We start from the raw sequence: 21,467 nt of genomic DNA, 5'->3' as shown, positions 1-21,467 counted from the left end.
TGCGCCGTCCCCGCCGCGGCAGGCGGGGACGGCAGCGGATCAGGGCAGGGTGATGGTGAGGCTCGCGGTGCGTGCGGGCAACTGCACCAGATCGTGGTATTGCGCCAGTTTCTGCCCGGTTTCCCGGTCGAGCATGCCGTTCATCGCGGCGTAGCCGCCGAGGCCGACTGCGGCCAGCACGGCGGCCGGCGCCCACAGCGGCACCTGGCGGCGCAGCGCGTGGCTGATCCGGTCCGGCGGCGCCCAGTGCGGGGCGAAGCTGGCGCGGTGCCCCTTCAGGAAGACGATCTCGTCGCCGAGCCGGGCGGTCAGGTAGCCGAGCTTCTCGGTGCCTTCGATGCGGTACTTGCCCTCGAAGCCGATCAGCAGGCAGAAGTAGCACACCTCCAGCGACTGCAGGCGTGCCGCGCCCTGCGCGCGCAGTTGTTCGAGGCGGGTGAAGAAGTTCTCGCCGGCGAGATGGTCGCCGAACAGCGAAAGCTGCAGCGGGTTGCGCTCCCAGCTTTCGCGGAAGCTGCAGCCGGGCGTGGCGAGGATGGCCTCGTCGATCGAGGCGCAGAACGCGTACTTGGCCGCATAGACGTCCTCCGACGGGATGCCCAGCCGCATCGCGTTGCGTTCCGTCGAGGCGAGGAACTGCCGCACGGCGTCGGCGAACGGCTGCTCCGCGGCGGGCATCTGGCCGCGCTTGACCAGCAGCAGCATGTAGAAGCCGTCCGACATCAGGTCGAGCAGGCTGCGCGGCGCGTCGGCCGGCTCGTCGCCGGCGGCGCCGGTGTTTTCGACCATGGCTTTCTGCGACTTGATCATGCGGTGAGCGCCATCAGTTCGAGCTTGAGTTCGGGAATGCCGGCCGGCACGTAGATCATCAGGGACTGCGCCTTGAGCATGCGCTCGTACAGCGGGCCGCGCGGCTCGATCGCGAAGTACAGGTTGCCCGGGCGAACCGGGATCGCCGCCGGCACCTGCGCGGCATGGGTGAGCTTGACCCCGGGCAGGGCGGAGAGCACCGCTTTCTCGACGTCGTCCGGCGCGCCGAGCTTGAAGCGCACCGGCACGATGCTGGCAAGCTCGGTGCCCGGCATGTCCGCGCTGACGCCGAGGAACAGCGTGGATTTCTCGTCGATGCGCTGCGAATCGAGGCGGCCGAGGTGGTACGACGGCCGCACCTCGCTCAGCGCGATGCCGAAGTAGCGCGCCGAGATCACCGTGTCGGTCAGCTCGCGGATGATCTGGAACAGCCGCGCGAACGCCGGGCCGGGATCGGCATGGGTGTACGCCGGCAGGTCGGCCAGCGTGTAGGCCTTGGAGAAGGTCAGCAGCGCACCGGCCACCCGCAGCAGTTCCTGGTGCAGGCGTTCCGGGTGCAGGCCCGGATGGTGGTAGAGGTGCGACAGGCTGGCGAACGCGCTGCTGGCGGTGTGCAGCAGCCAGAACGAGGCGATGTCGCCGGAGCGGAATTCGATGATGTGTTGCGACGGCTCGCGGTGCAGGCCGTACAGCGCGTTGACCTTGGCCTGCAGCGCGTCGAGCAGGCGGCGCAGTTGCAGGAACAGCGCGGGCGCGGCGCGCAGGCTGACCGCGGGCGGCACATAGTGCGGATCGAGCTCGAAGGTGCCGGTGCCGTTGCGGCGGATCCGCGCCAGCGGCAGCGAGACGTAGGCGTCGCGCGACTGCTCTTCGGTCAGCAGGCGCACGGATTTCTTCAGGTAGGCCAGTTCGGCCTCGGCGGCGTCGGTGAACAGGTCGGGCGTCTGCGTGTTGACCTGGGCGAAGCGCGTGGCGGCGCCGGCGTCGGCGCCGTCCCCGCAGTTGCCGCCGTATTCCTTGAGCAGGGGCAGGGCGAGGTGGATGGTGAGTTCCTGCGTGCCGGCGGGCAGGCCTTCCAGCGAGAGCGGGGCGGGCAGGTCGTCGGACTCGGGCGCCGAGTAGATTTCCCCGTCGGGGAAGATCGCCGACGCCTGCAGCAGGCGCACCGTGCCCATCGCCAGGCTCTGGCCGTCCAGCCGCACCTGGCGCACGCCCCAGCCGTAGGGGTGCAGCGACTGGCTGATCTCGCGCAGGCGCGACTCGTGGTATGCGTCCTGTCGCTGGAAGTGCTGGGGACGCAGGAACAGGCCTTCGCCCCAGAAGACCTTCGCCGTATGACTCATGGAGCCTCGCTTCAATCCGTTGAGTGCCCTGGCGCGAACGGCTGCAAGTTCCCGTTCCGTGGGCAGGTTCTGGTCGGCAAGCTTACCGCGTGATTCGGTCGGAGGCGATGATGCCCGTCTCAGTGCGCCATGTCGGGGCAGCGCGCCGAGGCCAGCGAGCCGGGGTCGTCCGCAAGGTCGGTCACCAGCTTGCCGGCAGTGGAAGACAGCGCGCACGCATGCGCGCCCAGCGTGATGCCGGCCGGCATCGATGCCTTCACGTCATAGGCATAGCGCCAGCGCTGCGCGGCCGGCGCCCGGAACAGCGCCACGACGCCCAGGTAGGGCGCGTCGTTGGGCAATGCCTCGACGATGTCGTAGTGCTGCGAGGGCAGCACCAGCATCTCGTGCGAGTCGACCAGGTCCTGGCCCAGCGCGGCGCGTTCCTTGTCGGTGTCCAGGAAGCTGTCGAAGGGGGTCTGCTCGAAGCGCTGCAGCGAGCGCAACTGATAGACCTTCACCACCAGCGCCAGCGGCTTCTTGCCGCTCCCGGCATTGAGGTTGCCGCCGGCGAAGACGTGCAGGGGCAACCGGGTCTTGGCGGGCGCCTCGGCCGGCGCCTCCTGCTTGCCCAGGCCGATCGCCGACATGGCCTTGTCCATCGTCTTGCCGGCGCTGGCGCAGCCGGCGAGCAGCGTCGCCAGCATGAGCGGAAGCAGGGTGGTGGCTCGCAGGGTTGGAATGGCCGTCCGTTGCGTCATGTCGTTCGAGTGCTCTTCCTGAGTTGGGCGAATTCGCCGATCTGCGTAGGAAACCCGTGCGCGTCGGAGTCGGAACTTTACCGCAGGGCCCGTCGAAACCGCAGCCTGCGACGGCGGAAAGCCCGGTTGCGCGCGGTGTGGATGCCTCATGGGCGACCCGTTTCCGATTTTGTGACGCAGGTCCGCGTGAAGAAAGCGTGCAGTACGTCGGCGTATGCCTCGGGTTGCAAGTTTCACGACTCTACTATAGAAAGTGGCGCAGAACCGGGCACTTGAGCGGATGTGCTGCGAAGGCTCGCCGGTTCAGGGAACGAGATAGGGAGATGTCTCTTGAAGTCGCAGGCACTACTGCTGGGCATGCTGCTCAGCGCATTCGTGGTTTCGGGATGCTCGCGCAACACCAAGCGCGACCAACCTCCGGCGCTCACCTACGATCAACTCATGCAGCAGGCGGACACCAACCTGCGCACGCAGAACGTTGACGGTGCGCGCCTGTTCTACACCAAGGCAGCCGCGGCCGACCCGACGCGCAAGGAACCCTGGTTCCGGCTCGCCCAACTCGATTTCAACCAGCAGAACTACGGCGGCGCCATCCTCTCCGCGCAGGAAGTGCTGCAGCGCGACGCCGCCGACGTCGATGCGGAAAGCATCCTGACCGTCGCCGGCCTGCGCGTAGCGGTGGACGCGCTGGGCCGCCTGCACGACGAGGACAACCTGCAGGGACCGGCGCACCAGGAAGCGGAGAAGCTCGCCGAGAAGCTGCGCGAGACCCTGGGCGAGGAAGTGCTCGTCCCCAAAAAGGCCGTGCGCACGCCGCCGAAGCGCCGGATCGCGCGGGCACCCGTCACGCCGGCGGCGGCTCCCGCGGCCGGCGCCGACAAGCCTGCCTCGGAAGCGGCACCCGCCGCGCCGGTCAGCAACGATCCTTTCTCGGGCCTGCCCGGCCGTTGATCCCCTAACACCAGCTATCGTCGGAGACGCAACCCATGGCCAAGAAGGAAAGCGTGCAGAAGCGCCTGCAGAAAGTGCGCCCGCCGCGCGTTCAGCTCACCTACGAAGTGGAAAAGGGTGACGCCATCGAACAGAAGGAGTTGCCATTCGTGGTCGGCGTCCTGGGCGATTTCTCCGGCCAGCCCGAGACGCCGCTGCCGCGCCTGCGCGACCGCAAGTTCGTCAACGTCGACCTGGACAACTTCGACGACGTGATGGAGGGCATGAGCCCGCGCGCGTCCTACCGCGTCCGCAACACCATCGGCGGCAGCGGCGAATACGGCGTCGAGCTGAAGTTCAAGTCGATCGAGGACTTCCGCCCCGAGGCGGTCGTGCAGCAGGTAGAGCCGCTGCGCAAGCTGCTGGAGGCGCGCAGCAAGCTGGCCGACCTGCGCAACAAGCTGGCCGGCAACGAGAAGCTGGAGGACATCCTCAACGACGTCCTCAACAACACCGAAATGCTGAAGAAGATCGGCGAAGAATCCGGACAGGAGCAGGTATGAACACCGAGGCCAGCAGCGCCCGCGCCGCCGAATCCGGGCTGGTCGAGACCGGTCTGCTCGACAACATCATCGAGCAGAGCAAGGTCGCCAAGTCCAATACCGAGCACCAGCGCGCCAAGGACATCATCGCCGAGCTCGCCCGCGAGGTGCTGCAGGGTACGGTGGTGGTCTCGGACAACCTCAACCGCACGCTCGACGCGCGCGTGGCCGAGCTGGACCACATGATTTCCGAGCAGCTCAGCGCGGTGATGCACGCACCCGAGTTCCAGCAGCTCGAGTCGAGCTGGCGCGGGCTCCATTACCTGTGCCAGCAGACCTCGACCGGTACGATGATGAAGATCAAGGTCCTCAATGCGTCGAAGAAGGACCTGAACCGCGACTTCCGCTCGGCGCTGGACTTCGACCAGAGCACCCTGTTCAAGAAGGTGTACGAGGAAGAGTTCGGCACCTTCGGCGGCGCCCCGTTCGGCGCCCTGCTGGGCGACTATGCGATCGGCCGCCAGGCCGAGGATCTCTACTTCGTCGAGCAGATGTCGCACGTGGCGGCCGCGGCGCATGCGCCGTTCATCTCGGCCGCGTCTCCCGAACTACTGGGCCTGGAGACCTTCGCCGACCTGGGCAAGCCGCGCGACCTGGCCAAGGTGTTCGATACCGTCGAATACGCCAAGTGGAAGTCGCTGCGCGATTCCGAGGACGGCCGCTACGTCGGCATGACCCTGCCGCGCTTCCTGGGGCGCCTGCCGTACAACCCCAAGGACGGCACCACGGTCGAAGGTTTCAACTACGTCGAGGACGTGGACGGCACCGACCACAGCAAGTACCTGTGGTGCAACACGGCCTACGCCTTCGGCGCGCGCCTGACGCATGCCTTCGAGGACTTCGGCTGGTGCGCGGCGATCCGCGGTGTCGAAGGCGGCGGCCTGGTCGAGGACCTGCCCACCCACACCTTCAAGACCGACGACGGCGAGGTGGCGCTGAAGTGCCCCACCGAGATCGCCATCACCGACCGTCGCGAGAAGGAGCTCAGCGACCTGGGCTTCATCCCGCTGGTGCATTGCAAGAACACCGACTACGCCGCGTTCTTCGGCGCCCAGTCGATCCAGAAGGCCAAGAAGTACAACACCGATTCTGCCAACGCGAACGCAATGTTGTCCGCCCAACTTCAGTACATTTTCGCCGTGTCCCGGGTGGCGCACTACCTCAAGGCGATGATGCGCGACAAGATCGGCAGCTTCGCTTCGAGCAGCAGCGTCGAGTCCTTCCTCAACAGTTGGATCACCCAGTACGTATTGCTCGACGACAACGCCACGCAGGAGGCCAAGGCGCAGTATCCGCTGCGCGAAGCCTCCATCCAGGTGACGGACGTGCCGGGACGCCCCGGGGCCTTCCGCGCGGTGGCGTTCCTGCGGCCGCACTACCAGCTCGACGAACTTTCGGTGTCGTTGCGGCTTGTAGCCGAGTTGCCGGCGTCGGCGAAGTAGTCGATCAATCCGCTGGCGGCCCCGCCGCCACCGGTTGCTCGCGGCGGTGCTATGCACTCTTGTTGTTCCCACCATCAAGGATGAAGACATGAAAGACATCTACATCAAATTCGGCAAGCCCGACATCAAGGGTGAGTCCCTCGACAAGGATCACAAGGATTGGATCGAAATCAGCTCGTGGAGCCACCTGATCCGGCAGCCGCGTTCGGCGACCGCCTCCACGGCCGGCGGCCATACGGCCGAGCGTTGCGAACACGGTGAAATGGTGTTCGAGAAGGACATCGACGTGGTCAGCCCGCAGTTGTTCCAGGCGTGCTCGGGCGGCACCACGTTCAGCGACGTCACCATCGAGTTCATGCGTGCCGACGGCGACGGCAAGCGCGTGAAGTACCTCGAGATCCAGCTGCAGAACGCGATCATCGCCAGTGTCGCGCCGAGCGTGGTGGGCGAGGGCCTGCCGACCGAGACCTTCACGCTGAAGTACGCCGCCGTGCAGTGGCGCTACACCCAGCAGAAGATCGGCGGCGGCCAGGGCGGCAGCTCGCAGGGCGCCTGGAGCCTGACCAAGAACGACAAGACCTTCTCGGTCTGACCGTTACGGCATGGTCGAGCCGCCGCGATCCCTATCGCGGCGGCTTCGTGCCGGTCGATCGGATGCATTGCTTGATGCCGTGCCGGAGCTTCCCGGCATGCGCGTAACCGGGCCGTGATTGGGAATGGTCATGAAGGGATTCGAGCCCGGGCTGCTTGAGAAACTGTTCGACGATGCCCCCCGCGACCCGGGGCAGGGCATGTTCAAGCGGCTTTCGCTGGAGGAGTTCAAGGAATCGGTGGCGCGCGACGTCGAGGCCCTGCTCAACAGCCGTTTCGTGATGGACGAAGAGGCCTTGCGCGATTATCCGCATTGCCAGCGTTCGCTGGCCACGTACGGGCTCAGCGATTTTTCCGGCCGGAGCCTGGCCAGTTCGCCCGACCGCGCCTTCATCTGCCGCTCGCTGGAACTGGCCATCGCCCGGCACGAGCCGCGCCTGACCCAGGTGCGCGTCTCGCTCGATCCGGAACAGCGCTCCACCGGCGCGTTGCGCTTCTCGATCAGCGCGATGCTGGTGGTCCATCCTTCGCGCGAACCGGTGAGCTTCGATGCGCTGTTGCAGCCGACCACGCTGCAGTATTCGGTGAGCCGGGCGCGGCGGGTCGCGGCATGATCGCCGGCGCTTTCCCCGCCAGGAGGACGTCCGCATCGCGCGGGCGGAATGCGGCGGCCCCGGCGCTCCCGGGGCGATAGGCCATGGAAGACCTGCTCCCCTATTACGAACGCGAACTGGCCTTCCTGCGCCGGTATTCGCGCGATTTCGCGGACAAGTACCCCAAGATCGCCGGGCGCCTGCTGCTGACCGGCGACGTCAGCGAGGACCCGCACGTCGAACGGCTGATCGAATCGTTCGCGCTGATGGGCGCCCGCATCTCCAAGAAGATCGAGGACGACTACCCGGAGTTCACCGAGGCGCTGCTGGAGGTGCTCTATCCGCACTACCTGCGGCCCTTTCCGTCGTGCTCGATCGCCCGCTTCGACGCGGGCAGCGCGGCCTCGCAACTGTCGGCGCCGGTGGTGGTGAAGCGCGGCACCGAGCTGCTGTCGCGGCCGGTCCGCGGCGTGCCGTGCCGGTTCCGCACCACCTACGACGTCGTCCTGTCGCCGCTGCAACTGACGTCGGCGCGGTTCAACTCGATCGTCCAGGCGCCGCGGTCGGTGCGCCTGCCGCCGCAGGCCGGCGCGCAGATCTCGATCGGGTTCAACCTGGCGTCCACGCACGAGTCGGTCGCGGCGTTCGAACTGGAGACGCTGCGCCTGTTCACCGACGGCGAGCCGTCGTTCTGCGCCGCCTTGCGCGACGTGCTCGCCATGCACGTGCTCAAGGCCTACGTCGAGCCCGCCGGGCGCGACCAGTGGCTGCCATTGGATGCCAATCCGCTGGCACCGGCCGGCTTCGGCGAAGACGAGTCGCTGATCGACTATCCGGCCCGCTCGCACCCGGCCTACCGCCTGCTCACCGAGTTCTTCGCGTTCCCGGAGAAGTTCGGCTTCTTCGACCTGGACCTGCGGCGCATCGGCGCGCTGGGCGGTCGCCAGTTCACCGTGCACCTCGTGCTCAAGGACGTCGCCGCCGATTCGGCCCATGCGCGGCTGCTCGAGGGCCTGTCCGCTGCGAACCTGCCCACCGGCTGCACGCCGATCGTCAACCTGTTCGCCCAGCATGGCGAGCCCATCCGCGTGTCGCACGCGGCCGTTTCCTATCCGGTGGTCGCCGATTCCCGCCGCGCCTTCGCCTACGAAGTGCACGCGATCGAATCGGTGGCGCGCGTGCAGCAGACCGCGCAGGGCGAGACGATCACGGAATTCCGCCCGTTCTATTCGCTGCGGCATGGCGAGAGCCAGGAACGCCACGAACACTACTGGGTGGCACGGCGCGACGAACTGGTCGCCAGGCAGAGCCCGGGCTACGAGTTGGAGCTGAGCATCGTGGACGCCCAGTTCGACCCGGTGACGCCGCGCACCGACGTGCTAAGCATCGACCTCGTCTGCAGCAACCGCGACCTGCCCGAGCAGCTCGCCTACGGCGTGCCCGGCGGCGACCTGGTGCTGGAGGGAGGCGGCGTGGCGCGCAGCATCGCGATGCTGCGCAAGCCCACGCCGTCGGTGCGCTTCGAGCGCGGCCGCGGCGCCCAGTGGCGGCTCATCTCGCACCTGTCGCTGAACCACCTGTCGCTGGTCGAGGGTGGCATCGCCCCCCTGCGCGAGATGCTCAAGCTGTACGACCTGCAGCGTTCCGCGATCTCGTCGCGGCAGATCGAGGGCATGCTCGACCTCGTCCAGCGCAGCGTGACGGCGTGGCTGCCCGGCAAGCACTTCGCCAGCGTCGCGCGCGGAACAGAAGTGCGCCTCACCGTCGACGAGGAAAGCTTCGTCGGCACCGGCATCAGCATCTTCGCGCACGTGATGGATGCCTTCTTCGGCCTGTATGTGAACGCCAACAGCTTCACCCAGCTCGTCCTGCTCTCCCACCGCAGCGGAGAGGAACTGATCCGATGTCCAGCACGCAACGGCGACTCGATCCTGGCGTAGCGCAGCGGCTGCAGGAATCGCCGCATCGCTTCCAGTTCTTCCAGGCCGTCAGGGTGCTGGAGCACGTCTTTGCGCGCCAGGGCGTGCGCGTGGCCGACGTGGTGCCGCGCCACCTGAGCTTCCGCAACACCTTGTCGCTGGCGTTCCCGGCGAGCGAGATCGAGCAGTTGCGGGTCCACGCCGGGCAGGGCGAAGCGGGCGAGGGCGCCGATGCGGAGCCCGGCGCCTGGCGCTCGGTGGAGATCACCCCTTCCTTCATCGGCATGCTGGGCGTGGCCGGGGCGCTGCCGCTGGGCTACAGCGAGCGCATCGGCGAGCGCGAGGTGTTCCATCGGGACCGCGCGGCGCGCGCCTTCATGGACATCTTCAGCAACCGCGCGGTGGCATTGTTCTACGCCGCGTGGAAGAAATACCGGCTGGCCCTGCAGTACGAACTGGACCGCAAGGAGCGCTTCCTGCCGCTGACCCTGTCGCTGGCGGGACTGGGCCTGCGTTCCATGCGCTCGCGCCTGTCCGAGGGAAACGGCGCGGTGCTCGACCAGGCGCTGGCGTTCTATTGCGCCGGCGTGCGCCAGCGGCCGCTGTCCGCGGCCTTCCTGCAGCGCATCCTGGCCGAATACTTCGACGCGCCCGTGCGGATCGAGCAGTTTGCCGGCGCCTGGTACGCGGTGCCCCCGCAGCAGTTGAGCCGGCTGGGCGGCAGCAATGCGGTGCTGGGCAGGACCGCGCTGGCCGGCGAGCGCGTATGGCAGCGCGACCTGCGCCTGCGCCTGCACGTCGGGCCATTGCCCAGGGCGCAGTTCGAGGATTTCCTGCCCGGCGGCAGCGCGGCGGCCGCGTTGGCCAAGTGGCTGACCCTGCTCGGCGGCGGCGCGCTGGAGTACGAGATCGTGCCGATCCTGCGCGCGCGCGACGTATGCGGCGCCGTGCTGTCCGAGGCGTCGGCCGGCCGGCTCGGCTGGGACGCCTTCGTGTGCACGCGGCCGGCCACGGCCGACCGCGCCGACGCGAGCTATGCGGTGAAGACATTGCAATGAACCGGGCGCGACGGCGCCCACCGACACACCGAACCGGCGAGGACGGTTAAGGAAGACCATGAGCAATTCGTTGAAGACACTGATCTCCAAGCTCGACGACACCTGCCGCCGCGCCGCCGAGCGGGCGGCGAGCCTGTGCATGGCGCGCGGCCACTACGAGGTGGACCTGGAGCACCTGTTCCTGGCCCTGCTGGAGCAGTCGCAGAGCGATTTCGTGGTGATCGCGCGCCGCAGCGGCATCAGCCTGGAGAAGTTGCAGACCGACCTGGAGCAGGAAATCGGCCGCTTCCGCAACGGCAACACGCGCACGCCGGTGTTTTCCGCCCACCTGCCGACCCTGCTCGAACACGCCTGGCTGATCGCCTCGCTGGATTCGCACACCACGCGCATCCGCAGCGGCCACCTGCTCACTGCATTGCTTACCCATCCCGAGCTGTCGCAACTGGCCTATCGCGGCTCGGCGCTGTTCGCCCGGTTCAGGCAGGACGAGTTGAAGCACGACCTGGCTCGGCTGACCGAGGGTTCGGCGGAGGCGGGCGAAAGCGTGCGTTTCGCCGACGCGCCTGCCGTCGCGGAGCGGCCGGAGGAAGGCGCGGCCGAGTCCCAGGCCGGCCTGGGCAAGACGCCCGCGCTGGACCAGTTCACCAGCAACCTCACCCAGCGCGCCCGCGACGGCAAGCTCGATCCGGTGATCGGCCGCGATACCGAGATCCGCCAGGCCATCGACATCCTGATGCGCCGCCGCCAGAACAACCCGATCCTCACCGGCGAGGCCGGCGTCGGCAAGACCGCCGTGGTCGAAGGGCTCGCGCTGAAGATCGCCGAGGGCGACGTGCCGCCGCCGTTGCAGGGCGTCGAGCTGCATACGCTGGACATGGGCTTGCTGCAGGCCGGCGCCAGCGTGAAGGGCGAGTTCGAGAACCGCCTGAAGAACGTGATCGACGAGGTCAAGAAGAGTCCCAAGCCGATCATCCTGTTCATCGACGAGGCGCACACGATGATCGGCGCAGGCGGCTCGGCCGGCCAGAACGACGCCGCCAACCTGCTCAAGCCGGCGCTCGCGCGCGGCGAGCTGCGCACCATCGCGGCGACCACCTGGGGCGAATACAAGAAGTACTTCGAGAAGGACGCGGCGCTCGCGCGGCGCTTCCAGGTGGTGAAGGTGGAGGAGCCCGGCGAGTCGCTCGCCGCCGCCATGCTGCGCGGCATGGTGCCGTTGATGGAGAAGCACTTCAACGTGCGCGTGCTCGACGAGGCGGTGACCGAGGCGGTGCGCCTGTCGCACCGCTACATCAGCGGGCGCCAACTGCCGGACAAGGGCGTCAGCGTGCTCGACACGGCCTGCGCGCGCGTGGCGCTGGGCCAGACCGCCACGCCGGCGCCGATCGACGACGCGCGCAAGCAACTGGACCGGCTGGGGGCGGAGATCGCCGCGCTGGAACGCGAGGAGGCCGCGGGACACGCGCACGACGCGCGGCTCGATGCGCTGCGCGCGGAGCGCGGCGCGGTCGAGGCTTCGCTCAAGGCCGACGAGCAGCGCTGGGAGGCCGAGCGCGCCGCGGTCGAGAAGATCAAGGCACTGCGCGCCAGGCTCGAAGCTTCGGTCGCGCAAGCCGCCGAGGGCAAGCCCGCCGAGCCGGAGGCTGCTGCGGCCAAGCCGGCAAAGCCCGCCAAGGGCAAGGCCAAACCGGCTGCGACCAGCCCCGAGAAGCGGCAACTGCAGCAGCTCTACGACGAGCTTGCCGCGTTGCAGGGCGATGCGCCGCTGATCCCCATCCAGGTCGACGGCATCGTCGTCGCCGGGATCGTCGCGGCGTGGACCGGCATCCCGCTGGGCAAGATGGTCAAGGACGAGATCCGCACGGTGCGCAACCTGCGCCCGGCGCTGGAGCAGCGCGTGATCGGCCAGGACCACGCGCTGGAGGCGATCGCCCAGCGCGTGCGCACCGCCCGCGCCAACCTGGAGGACCCGAACAAGCCCAAGGGCGTGTTCCTGTTCGTCGGCCCGTCCGGCGTCGGCAAGACCGAGACGGCGCTGGCGCTGGCGGACATCCTCTACGGCGGCGAGCGCAAGCTGATCACCATCAACATGAGCGAGTACCAGGAGGCGCACACCGTGTCCGGACTGAAAGGCTCGCCGCCGGGCTACGTCGGCTACGGCGAGGGCGGCGTGCTCACCGAGGCGGTGCGCCGCAGCCCGTACTCGGTGGTGCTGCTGGACGAGGTGGAGAAGGCGCATCCGGACGTGCTGGAGCTGTTCTTCCAGGTCTTCGACAAGGGCGTGATGGACGACGCCGAGGGCCGCGAGATCGATTTCCGCAACACGCTCATCATCCTCACCAGCAACGTCGGCTCGCAGACGATCATGCAGGCCTGCCTCAACAAGCCGGCGGAGGAACTGCCCGACGCCGAGGCCCTGTCCGAGCAGCTTCGCCCGGCGCTGTACAAGGCCTTCAAGCCGGCCTTCCTGGGCCGCATGAAGGTGATTCCGTACTACCCGATGAGCGACGACGTGCTCGAACGCATCATCCGGCTCAAGCTCGATCGCATCGGGCAGCGCGTCAAGGCCAACCACCAGGCCGAATTCGCCTACGACGGCGCCCTGGTGGAGGCGGTGCTGGCCCGCTGCACCGAGGTCGATTCGGGCGCGCGCAACGTCGACCACATCCTCAACGGCAGCCTGTTGCCCGAGGTGGCCGACAGCGTGCTCGCGCGCATGGCGGAAGGCGGCGCGATCGAGAAGATCAAGGTAGGCGCCGGCAAGGACGGCGCCTTCAAGTACAAGATCACCTGATCCCACCCCAAGGAGAAACCGCATGAACAGCAATGCCAGGGAAGCAGTCCTCAAGCGTGCGGCGCCGGGCTGGTACGGCCAGTTCCAGCCGCAGCTCGTCGCCGAGCGCGGCTGGGCCAAGCTGAGCCCGGACGTCGTCGTCGGCCTGCTCGAAGGGGCCTCGCACAACGCCCACCACCGCGCGCGCCTGCTGCTCGGCGAGATGCAGTCGCAGAGCTGGCGCATCCTCGCGACCGTGCACTCCGGCGGCAAGGGCGACGAGGCGAGGGCGGCGGACACCGTGCCGCGCATCACCCTGCAGGTGGGCAACCGCAAATACCACCTGCGCTGCAAGGCCGCGCCGCAGCTCCACGTGGTCGCCATCACCGCCTGAGCGCGCGCGTCGCGACCCTGCCCCGGGCAGGGCCGCGACGGCGCCGCGTGACCCGCCCCTCCATTCTCTTCTCTGCGTCGTACCACCGGATCGGATCCATGGCAGTGATAACGGACATCCTGCAATCCTTGTTGGGCAGCGGCCTGCGGCAGGCCGACCGCCTGCTGCGCCTGCATACCGCGCTGGGGGCCGATGTCCTCGTCGCGGAAGCGTTCGAGGGCTGGGAGGCGCTCGACGGCGGCGGCTTCCTCTTCGAACTGAGCGCGCTGTCGAGCGACGCCTTCCTGCCGCTGGCCAAGCTGGTCGGCACGCCGGTGCTGCTGGAACTGCTCACCGCCGATTCGCGGCACGACCTGCGTCCGTTCCACGGCCACGTCACCGCGGCCGAGCGCGTCGGCAGCAACGGCGGGCTGGCGCGCTACCGGCTGGTCGTCGAGCCGTGGCTCGCGCTGTTGCGCGAACGCCAGGACAGCTACGCCTTCCACGACCTGACCGTGGTGGAGATCGTCGAGCAGGTCTTCGGCCACTATGCGCAGGGACAGGTCGTGCCCGCCTGGCGCTGGGACCTGGCCGACCGCGGCATCTACCTCAAGCGCAGCCTCACCACGCAGTACCAGGAGAGCGACTTCGACTTCGTGTCGCGCCTGCTGGCGGAGGAGGGCATCTTCTACCGCTTCGAGCACAAGGGCGATACGTCGTCGGCCGGCCTGGGCTCGCATACCCTGGTGCTGGCCGACAGCAACGAAAGCTTCCTGCCGCAGCAGGCGCGGGTGATCCGCTTCCAGCGTGCCGACGCCACCGAGGGCGAGGACAGCATCCAGCAATGGCATGCGGTCAGGCGCTGGCAGACCGGCAGCGTCGCGCGCGCGAGCTGGGACTACCGCACCCTGTCGATGCGCCCGGGCAACGCCCAGGCCGACGGCCCGGCGGTGGATGCCGAGGACGACGACACCGCCGGGCCGTATGCCTGGCCCACCCGCGCCGTGGGCGAGCGGCGCAGCCGGCAGCACCTGGATGCGCTGCACGTCTGCTCGCTGCAGGGCGAGGGCGAAGGCACCGACCGGCGGCTCGCGCCGGGCCTGCGCTTCGCGCTCAGCGGCCATGCCGGCGTGGCGGAGGGGGAAGCGTTCGCCTGCCTGCGCGTGCAGCACCACGCGCGCAACAACGTCGGCGCCGACGTGCACGGCGCCGTCGAGCAACTGCTGGGCAGCGCCTTCGACGCCTTCGCCGCGGCGCCGCCGGACAAGCCGGGAGACCGCGACGAGGCGCTCTACCGCAACCGCTTCCTGGCCCTGCCGATCGCCCAGACCTACCGGCCGCAGACCGACGACGGCCATGGCCGACGGTTGCATCCGCGGCCCACCGCCTCGGGCGCGCAGACCGCGATCGTGGTCGGCAACGGCGACCCGATCCACACCGACCGCGACCATCGCATCAAGGTGCAGTTCCACTGGCAGCGCGGCGGCAATGCCGCCAGCCGCCAGGAGCACCCGCGCGGCGAGGCCAACGCGCCGGCCGATACCACCGCCGGCACCTGGGTGCGCGTGGCCACGCCGCTGGCCGGCAGCAACTGGGGCAGCGCCTTCGTGCCGCGGGTGGGGCAGGAGGTGTGGGTCGAGTTCCTGGAAGGCGACATCGACCGCCCGGTGGTCGTCGGCGCCGTCTACAACGGCCAGGGCAACGCCGATGCGCCGCACAACGCGCAGGCCGGCGGGCCGTCAGGCAGCACCGGCAATGCCGCGGCCTGGTTCGCCGGCAACGGGCACGCCGCCGTACTCAGCGGAATCAAGACGCAGGATCTGTCGCAGAGCCAGTCCGGCAGCGGCGGCTATCGCCAGTTGCAGTTCGACGACAGCAAGGGCCAGTCGCGCGCGCAGCTCTACACCACCGACCGCGAGAGCGCGCTGAACCTGGGTCACCTGAAGCAGGCGACCGACAACCAGCGCCAGGCCGACCGCGGTTTCGGCGTGGAGCTCACCACCCAGGCGATGGGAGCGCTGCGCGGCGGTCGCGGCCTGCTGTTGAGCACGGCCGATGGCGCGAACCAGATGGATGCAAGCGCGCCGGCAAGCGATCTCGCGCAAAGCCAGCAACTGGTCCAGGGGCTGGCCGACGTCGCCCAGAAGCAGCAGGCCGGGCTCGACCAGGAGCCGGCGCCCGACAAGCTGCCGGCAACCGACGCGCTCGCCCGGCTGCAGGATGCGCTCGCCGCCACCCATGGCGGCCAGCCCGCCGGGCAGGGCGTGGGCGGCGGCGAGGGCGAGGCCGTCGGCTGGAGCGACCCGGCCCTGGTGCTGCACGGCAAGGACGGGCTGGCCAGCGTGACCCCGCAGCATCACGTATGGGTGGCCGGCACCACCGCCACGCTGAGCGCCGGCCAGGACCTCAACCTCACCACCCAGGGCAAGGCCAGCGTGGTCGCCGCCAACGGCATCGCCCTCTACGCCCAGGGCAGCGAGCCGCCGGGCAGCCGCCCCGTCAAGAACACCGGCATCGCCCTGCACGCCGCCAGCGGCACGGTCAGCGTCCAGGCGCAGAAGGACAAGGCCGGCTTCGCCGCCGAACAGGCCGTCACCCTTGCCAGCACCCAGGCCCATGCCCTGGTACAGGCCAGCAAGCACGTGCTGCTCACCGCCAAGGGCGCCTATATCCGGCTCCAGGGCGGCGACATCGAGATCGGCGCACCGGGCAAGGTGGAGTTCAAGGCGGCGAGGAAGGAGCTGACCGGGCCGCAGTCGGCGAGCGCGCAGGCGAGCGTGCCGGGCAGTGCGCTGAAGGCGTGCCCCAAGAAGATGGCCGCAGGCGCGGCGCGCGGCGCATCGGCGATCTAGGGCGCGCATGGCCTTTTCGCTCGAAAACACGGCGAGCCTGCTGAGCGGGCATCTGCAGGAAGACGAACGGCTGCGTGCCTACATCCTGATCGATCCGATCCTGCGCGAGCCGCTCGATGCGTCGTTGCTGGAAGCGGAGCGGTGCGAGGTCACCCCGGTGCCCTTGAACCATCCGGGCCTGGACGAGGGGCAGCGCCCCTGCCTGGTTCATTGGCGGCCGCAGGCCGTGCACGTCCTGGCCGACAGCCTGCGCGTCGCGCACGACGAGCAAGCGGATGCGGAACTGGAAGCGTCTGAGGGCTTCGCGTTGGGAGGCTGGCTGCTTTCGTCGGAGGACGCCGCCGTCGTGGCCAGCCATCTGGCGCGGGTCATGCGGCTGCCCCGACCGGGCCATCGGCGGCGTTATTTCAGGTGGGCGGACCGCCGAGTCATGGAATGGATGTGGGGCGGACTGTCCGGCGAGCAGCGCGCCCGGCTGCTGGGTCCCATTGAGCAATGGTGGTCGCTGGACCGGCGCGGGACGCTGGTCTGTCACGCAGCCGGGCAGATAACGGAACAGCCGGCACAGGCGCTGACCCTGGGGCAAGCGCAGTGGGAGCGGGCCGACCAAGGCGAGCTCGTGCAGGCCCTTGTCCGGGGCTGGATGAGCTTCGAGCCGGAGCTGCCCGAGGACTACCTGCAGAGGGCCGGCGATGCGGTATTCCAGGCATTGAGGCTCGGCCTGTCGGACGCGAAGGATGTCGTCCTGTTGGGCGCGTACACGCTGCAGATCCACCCCTGGCTGTGCGCGCATCCGAAAGTCGCGGGGCTGGTCGCCACCGCCGCGAGGGAGCGCGCCGATCTCAGCGGGCTGCTCGATACGGTGACCGATCCCGAGTGGGATGCGATACGGTCGGAATTGCAGGCAACAGGCCTGCGGAACGCCGGCGGCCTGGACGCCGCGGTGAGCTGAAGACGGAGAAGACCATGGCAGACGGAACGGCAGGAAAGTACGCCAGCAACGCGAACCGGGCGGCATCGGGTGCCCCGCAATGCGCGGCCGGTGGATGCGATGCGTGCATCAAGGCAGGGTTGCCGGTGCTCCTGGTGAGGCCGGGCCTGGCCGAAGCCTCCTTCGCGGCGCGCCACCACGCCGCCACCGCACCCCTGCTGCCCGGCGTGGCGGATCCCGGGCTCAGCCACTCGGGCTACATCATGCGCACCCTGCGGAAAGGGTACGTGTATGCGTACTACGAAACGCCGCATACGCCGCAGATCAAGTCGCAGAGCGGCTGGCAGGTGTTCGAGGTGGACGACGGCGGCTACCTGACCCCGAAGTCGCTCGCCACGGCGCCGACCCTGGAAACGAAAGGGTTCAGTTGCAAGCGCACCGACGGCTACGCGGCGGCCATGCTGTTCGTCATACCCGACGCCAAGCACACCGGGCGCGTGTGGGTGGGTTTCAGCGACCACCCCTGGAGCAAGAAGGTCCGCGACGGCTATGCCGCGAGCGAGTCGTTGCGCAACCAGCGCATGGCATGCATCAACGCTCCCGACGGTTCGTGCCAGCGCTCCCTGCCGTTGACGGTGGAAAAACTGCACGCGGCCGTTGCCGACTACGTGCCGGACGTTCCCGCGTCCGCTTTCGCGGGCAACCCGTTCCAGCGTCGCGTGGCGAACGAGGACCATGGCCTGCTTTCGCAGGGCATGAGCCTGATCGCCAGGCTGCTTCCCTTGGCATCGGTGCGCAAGGAATCGGCGCAGGACGTATGGCAGCAGGCCAAGGCCATCGCCGACCGGTCTGGCGGGGCCGTCGATGTCGGAAAGGCCAGGATCGTCAGCGTGCCCGACGCGGTGGGCGTCACCCACGAGGCTGCGCAGCTGCGCATCACGTTGTGCAACGACGCCGCCAACTGGCTGGCCCGGCAGACCGACGGCTACTGGCGCCTGCAGACCGCGCTGACCATCGACGGCCTGCTCAAGCTCATGGACGCGCGCGGCCAGCAGAGCAAGTCGAACGTCTCCGGCAGCAAATACGCCGGGCTGCAGGGCAAGCTGGTCAGCACCAAGGAATTCGAGGCCATGAAGAAAAGCGGCCAGTTGCCCGCCGAGGCGGAGCTGGCCGACCACTACACGCCTTCCCCCTACGGCGCCGTCAAGAGCTACGGCGTCGGCACCATCGACATTCCCAGCGCGGCGCGCATCGACAGGCAGACCGGCGACCTCAAGTCCGAGATATTGGACAACCTGGCCAGGAACGGCCCCGGCGGCATGGGCTACAAGGAGTTCCTCAACGCCTTCAACAACAAGGCCAAGGCCGACCAGGAACGGCTCGCCAAGGTCGAGAAGGACTACCAGGCCTGGCTGCCAAGCGATGCCCGCAAGCTGGTCACCGAGCACGATTTCGACGAGACCACCCCGCAGGACGGCGTGCACTACGCCGGCGTGGTGTCCATGGTCACCTTCGGCGGGCCGTTGACCGAATCGAGCCTGGAGTGGTTCAAGGATTTCCTCCAGGACGATCCGGGCAAGAAGGACAACCTCATCGTGCGGGCGCTGCTCGGCAACCAGCAGAGCTTCTTCGCCTGGTTCAAGGAGCTGGACCAGAAGTCCAAGACCACGGACGAGTTCAAGAGCCTGTTCGACGTCATCGGCGAGATCGAGGAGGCGCAGAGGCATGCCGGCACGCAGACCACCGCCCCGCAGCGCGCGCTGTACCGCAGCGTGCCGGCGCTGAGGAGCCTGGCGGCGGCTTATGCCAACCCGCTGGTGGCGGCCGCGGGAGCCACCTCGATGGCCCTGAACAAGGCAGGCCAGCTCGCGCCGGCGCTGATCTCGAAACTCGCTCCGCTGGCGCAGTCGCTCGCGCTGAAAAGCGCGAACATCGCCGGGCTGGCCCTGCTGAAGGCCAGGCTGCCTTTCCAGATGGCCAATCGCGTATGGCGCACGCAGATGGGCGCGGTGCAGCAGGCGGCCCAGACGATGACCCGCCAGCTCGAAGGCAAGCAGGTGAAGAGCCTGGTGGTCGGCGGCGCCATGGCGCTGGACATGGCCGGTGCCCCCAAGCTGGCCGATGCGCTGGTCGACGTCTACCTGTGGACCAAGGAACTGCCCGACAAGGTGGGCAGCGCCGCCGCCAAGGCCGAGTCGCTGCCCGGCCAGGCGGCCGATGCCGTCGGCGATGCCGCCAGGAGGGCGGCGGCAGCGGTCACCACCTATGCGGTGCGGCCCGCCGAGGTCAATCTGAGCCGCGCATGGGCCGGCGCGGTGCGGCTGCTGGACGAAAAAGGCATTACCGCACTCGCCAAGACCAGCACGCAACTGCTGGCCAGCGGCACCGCCACCATGACGCTGGCCTCGGGCTGGCTGCAATGCCTGGTCATCGCCAAGTCGTGGAAGGACCTCGAGGGCGCGGTAACCGGCGAGGAACGCCAGAAAGCCGCCTTCAGCCTGCTTTCGGCGGGGTTGGGCGTGGCAGCGGCGGCGATGGAGCTGGGGAAGCTGGCGGCGGAAAAGGCAGGTCAAGAGGCGCTGGTTAAACGGCTGGCTTGGCGGATTGGGTTGGCGGCTGGATTAGCATCAGCAATCGATGCTACACAAGCTCTTATTAATGCCAGTTCGAGGTCTTCAAAAGGTGATTCTGACGCTAAGTATGCTTATATCGCGCAGGCGGTTTTCTTTTTTGGTGCGGCAGGGGCCTCAATTGCAGCCGGCGCGGTTGGCGCGGAAGTGATTGTCACTGCTGGGTGGGGGCTTTCTTGGACCGGATGGGGGCTTTTATTGGTGGCGCTGGGTATGGTTGCAGGCTTTATAGCGATTTTGTTGGAAGACACTCCGGTTGAAGAGTGGAGTAAGCGCTGTATCTGGAGCGATAAGGCCTCGGATAAGTGGGGTAGCCTAAAGCGCGAGCAGGAAGAGTTGAACAAGATACTGATCGGTGTACGGGTGGATTTCAGCTTCAGTGGATTAATGAGTTGGAAGAATCTGGCGATTTCCGCGGCGATTAGTGAAGGTATGAGTAATGCAGAATTTGTGTCAGAAGCACAGTTGCGAGTGAGCGTGCCCGAAGCGCTGCTTGGCAGCATACGCTTGGACACGGACATTCATCCGCACGGCAACGCCGAGCAACGCAAGAGTTGGAAGGTGATTCCCGGTGTACGTGGCCAAGAGGACACTATGGTGGGTGGCCCATCCTTCAGCTATAAGAAGGAACAAAGCAATGAGGACGGTCGCAGTGTGGTTCTAGAAACGGTGCGGATTGCGACAGGCGCGGTTTCGTCTATTACAGCTACGGTGAAGATTTGGGATGCGCCGGTGGACGGTGACCTGATCGTCGACGAAGCCCTGCAGTGAGGTGACACGTGTCCGAGAAAGGCAAGGCAGAGCGAGAGGTATTGGTGCCGGTATGGGATAAGCCGGAACCGTATTTTGAGTACACGGAGATTCAAAAGAAGAGGATTGTCTATATCAAGAACAATCCGTGGCGAGTTATTTCGGATAATAAGAGGCTGGCGACGCATAGACAGGCGAGCACTTGTGAATCGCTTTTGAATGTTTATCCTGAAGGGATAGAGATTGGTTCGGTGGCTGGGACTGGAGAGATTTTTGCCTTAGGTGTATTTGGCACTTTTATAGGATTTGGTGCGTCCATTGCTTTGCTTCTTTTTGAATTTTCAACTTTTCTTGGAAGAATGGAAAAGATAGATTATATATTTGCTCCAGTATTATTGTTTGTGTCGATTATTTTTTTCTTGTTTGGGATTATGTGTTTAAAAATGGCATTCTTTATGCCAAGAGATTTTCCAACTCTGTTTAATCGAAAAACTCGACAAGTCAGCTTTCGCCAAGTTGTGCCGATTCCCTTCTGGAAGTTCTGGAGGAAGGGGGGCGCAAGCCCAGTGCAGACGGTGCCCTGGGAGGCGACGAAAGTGCGCAGCTACAAGTTCATAGAGGCGCCGGGTGGCCGTGTATTCCGCGACATGTACTTGTTGCGTTTGCTGTGGGAAGACCCCGCGCAGCCACACAAGCTCAAGTACTGGATGAACATCGGCTACAAGGGCTGGTGGGAGGACGAGCGGCTGTTCCGGTTGTGGGAACACATCCGTCGCTACATGGAAGAAGACGGTCCACCGATCCAGCCAGGCGAGACGCTGCGCACGACGAGGTACGGCAAGCTGCCCAAATTTCCGGCCGAGGTCATCGCCGCGGCAGGCGGACCTGCCTTCAGTGTCGAGGCGGTGGCTGCCTTGGCGACTCCTGGGGCTGCTTCATTTGAGGATGTCGGTCGTTGATTGCAGGCGGTAGCTATCAGCTGCACGGTCGTGCGGTGCGTTGCCGCCGATGCGGCCTGGTGCGCCGGCTTCGCATCATGGAAGCGAGGGAGAAGCGGCAAGGTGGATGCGTAGCCTTCCCCTCACGCGACGTCATTTGAAAGGAGAACATCTGGCAGTCTTGGCTGACGG

Annotated in this window: 16 protein-coding genes; 13 read left to right on the top strand and 3 right to left on the bottom strand. The window is 67.2% G+C overall.

The window, feature by feature from the left end; translation table 11 throughout:
* Positions 1 to 39: 39 nt before the first annotated feature.
* The 3 genes from icmH to tssJ all read right to left on the bottom strand — a co-directional run bounded on the left by icmH (position 40) and on the right by tssJ (position 2,893).
* Positions 40 to 789 carry a type IVB secretion system protein IcmH/DotU gene (icmH, locus tag ASG87_RS12075; RefSeq protein ID WP_235499637.1) on the bottom strand — a complete coding sequence of 250 codons (750 nt, stop codon included), beginning with the start codon at positions 787 to 789 and terminating at the stop codon, positions 40 to 42.
* A gap of 17 nt (positions 790 to 806) precedes the next feature.
* Positions 807 to 2,153, bottom strand: coding sequence for a type VI secretion system baseplate subunit TssK (gene tssK / locus ASG87_RS12070; RefSeq protein ID WP_056005263.1), 1,347 nt, complete (start codon positions 2,151 to 2,153; stop codon positions 807 to 809).
* A 119-nt stretch (positions 2,154 to 2,272) separates the two neighbouring features.
* Positions 2,273 to 2,893 (bottom strand): type VI secretion system lipoprotein TssJ, encoded by a 621-nt coding sequence (tssJ, locus tag ASG87_RS12065; RefSeq protein WP_056005260.1) that lies wholly within the window; start codon positions 2,891 to 2,893, stop codon positions 2,273 to 2,275.
* A 330-nt stretch (positions 2,894 to 3,223) separates the two neighbouring features.
* On the opposite strand from tssJ, the gene ASG87_RS12060 reads away from it, so the two are divergent.
* The 13 genes from ASG87_RS12060 to ASG87_RS20955 all read left to right on the top strand — a co-directional run bounded on the left by ASG87_RS12060 (position 3,224) and on the right by ASG87_RS20955 (position 21,296).
* Positions 3,224 to 3,844 (top strand): hypothetical protein, encoded by a 621-nt coding sequence (locus ASG87_RS12060; RefSeq protein WP_056005257.1) that lies wholly within the window; start codon positions 3,224 to 3,226, stop codon positions 3,842 to 3,844.
* Positions 3,845 to 3,879: 35 nt separating this feature from the next.
* On the top strand, positions 3,880 to 4,386 hold the full coding sequence (gene tssB / locus ASG87_RS12055; protein WP_056005254.1) for a type VI secretion system contractile sheath small subunit: 507 nt from the start codon (positions 3,880 to 3,882) through the stop codon (positions 4,384 to 4,386).
* Entirely contained in the window at positions 4,383 to 5,867 is a 1,485-nt protein-coding gene (gene tssC / locus ASG87_RS12050) for a type VI secretion system contractile sheath large subunit (protein ID WP_056005251.1), read from the top strand. The genes tssB and tssC overlap by 4 nt, the downstream gene beginning before the upstream one ends.
* A gap of 88 nt (positions 5,868 to 5,955) precedes the next feature.
* On the top strand, positions 5,956 to 6,459 hold the full coding sequence (locus tag ASG87_RS12045; RefSeq protein WP_056005249.1) for a type VI secretion system tube protein Hcp: 504 nt from the start codon (positions 5,956 to 5,958) through the stop codon (positions 6,457 to 6,459).
* 130 nt (positions 6,460 to 6,589) lie between these two features.
* Positions 6,590 to 7,072 (top strand): type VI secretion system baseplate subunit TssE, encoded by a 483-nt coding sequence (gene tssE / locus ASG87_RS12040; protein ID WP_056006443.1) that lies wholly within the window; start codon positions 6,590 to 6,592, stop codon positions 7,070 to 7,072.
* A gap of 83 nt (positions 7,073 to 7,155) precedes the next feature.
* On the top strand, positions 7,156 to 8,991 hold the full coding sequence (gene tssF, locus ASG87_RS12035; protein WP_056005246.1) for a type VI secretion system baseplate subunit TssF: 1,836 nt from the start codon (positions 7,156 to 7,158) through the stop codon (positions 8,989 to 8,991).
* Complete coding sequence (gene tssG, locus ASG87_RS12030) at positions 8,955 to 10,028, top strand: type VI secretion system baseplate subunit TssG (RefSeq protein WP_056005243.1); 1,074 nt, start codon at positions 8,955 to 8,957, stop codon at positions 10,026 to 10,028. Before tssF ends, tssG begins: the two co-directional genes overlap by 37 nt.
* A gap of 58 nt (positions 10,029 to 10,086) precedes the next feature.
* On the top strand, positions 10,087 to 12,822 hold the full coding sequence (tssH, locus tag ASG87_RS12025; protein ID WP_056005240.1) for a type VI secretion system ATPase TssH: 2,736 nt from the start codon (positions 10,087 to 10,089) through the stop codon (positions 12,820 to 12,822).
* Between the two features lie 22 nt (positions 12,823 to 12,844).
* Complete coding sequence (locus ASG87_RS12020; protein WP_056005237.1) at positions 12,845 to 13,195, top strand: hypothetical protein; 351 nt, start codon at positions 12,845 to 12,847, stop codon at positions 13,193 to 13,195.
* Positions 13,196 to 13,293: 98 nt separating this feature from the next.
* Positions 13,294 to 16,026: a type VI secretion system Vgr family protein gene (locus tag ASG87_RS12015; RefSeq protein ID WP_056005234.1), complete on the top strand. Its 2,733-nt coding sequence runs from the start codon at positions 13,294 to 13,296 to the stop codon at positions 16,024 to 16,026.
* A gap of 7 nt (positions 16,027 to 16,033) precedes the next feature.
* Entirely contained in the window at positions 16,034 to 16,978 is a 945-nt protein-coding gene (locus tag ASG87_RS12010; RefSeq protein WP_056005231.1) for a DUF4123 domain-containing protein, read from the top strand.
* A 14-nt stretch (positions 16,979 to 16,992) separates the two neighbouring features.
* A complete protein-coding gene (locus tag ASG87_RS12005) occupies positions 16,993 to 20,358 on the top strand; it encodes a T6SS effector BTH_I2691 family protein (protein WP_157511058.1) in 3,366 nt (1,121 codons plus the stop codon).
* A gap of 8 nt (positions 20,359 to 20,366) precedes the next feature.
* Positions 20,367 to 21,296 (top strand): DUF6708 domain-containing protein, encoded by a 930-nt coding sequence (locus ASG87_RS20955; protein ID WP_235499636.1) that lies wholly within the window; start codon positions 20,367 to 20,369, stop codon positions 21,294 to 21,296.
* The last annotated feature ends 171 nt before the right edge of the window (positions 21,297 to 21,467 follow it).

This window comes from Frateuria sp. Soil773 (assembly GCF_001428405.1).
Classification (GTDB): Bacteria; Pseudomonadota; Gammaproteobacteria; order Xanthomonadales; family Rhodanobacteraceae; genus LMSL01.
The sequence above is the reverse complement of the archived record's forward strand: the minus strand, read 5'-3'. Positions and strand labels throughout refer to the sequence as shown.

Excerpts from the sequence above, each read along its gene's own strand:
- tssB (WP_056005254.1), top strand. The coding sequence starts at position 3,880 with ATGGCCAAGAAGGAAAGCGTGCAGAAGCGCCTGCAGAAAGTGCGCCCG.
- tssE (WP_056006443.1), top strand. The coding sequence starts at position 6,590 with ATGAAGGGATTCGAGCCCGGGCTGCTTGAGAAACTGTTCGACGATGCC.
- tssG (WP_056005243.1), top strand. The coding sequence starts at position 8,955 with ATGTCCAGCACGCAACGGCGACTCGATCCTGGCGTAGCGCAGCGGCTG.
- ASG87_RS12020 (WP_056005237.1), top strand. The coding sequence starts at position 12,845 with ATGAACAGCAATGCCAGGGAAGCAGTCCTCAAGCGTGCGGCGCCGGGC.
- tssF (WP_056005246.1), top strand. The coding sequence starts at position 7,156 with ATGGAAGACCTGCTCCCCTATTACGAACGCGAACTGGCCTTCCTGCGC.
- icmH (WP_235499637.1), bottom strand. The coding sequence starts at position 789 with ATGGTCGAAAACACCGGCGCCGCCGGCGACGAGCCGGCCGACGCGCCG.
- ASG87_RS12010 (WP_056005231.1), top strand. The coding sequence starts at position 16,034 with ATGGCCTTTTCGCTCGAAAACACGGCGAGCCTGCTGAGCGGGCATCTG.
- tssC (WP_056005251.1), top strand. The coding sequence starts at position 4,383 with ATGAACACCGAGGCCAGCAGCGCCCGCGCCGCCGAATCCGGGCTGGTC.
- ASG87_RS12005 (WP_157511058.1), top strand. The coding sequence starts at position 16,993 with ATGGCAGACGGAACGGCAGGAAAGTACGCCAGCAACGCGAACCGGGCG.
- ASG87_RS12015 (WP_056005234.1), top strand. The coding sequence starts at position 13,294 with ATGGCAGTGATAACGGACATCCTGCAATCCTTGTTGGGCAGCGGCCTG.
- tssK (WP_056005263.1), bottom strand. The coding sequence starts at position 2,153 with ATGAGTCATACGGCGAAGGTCTTCTGGGGCGAAGGCCTGTTCCTGCGT.
- ASG87_RS12045 (WP_056005249.1), top strand. The coding sequence starts at position 5,956 with ATGAAAGACATCTACATCAAATTCGGCAAGCCCGACATCAAGGGTGAG.
- tssJ (WP_056005260.1), bottom strand. The coding sequence starts at position 2,893 with ATGACGCAACGGACGGCCATTCCAACCCTGCGAGCCACCACCCTGCTT.
- tssH (WP_056005240.1), top strand. The coding sequence starts at position 10,087 with ATGAGCAATTCGTTGAAGACACTGATCTCCAAGCTCGACGACACCTGC.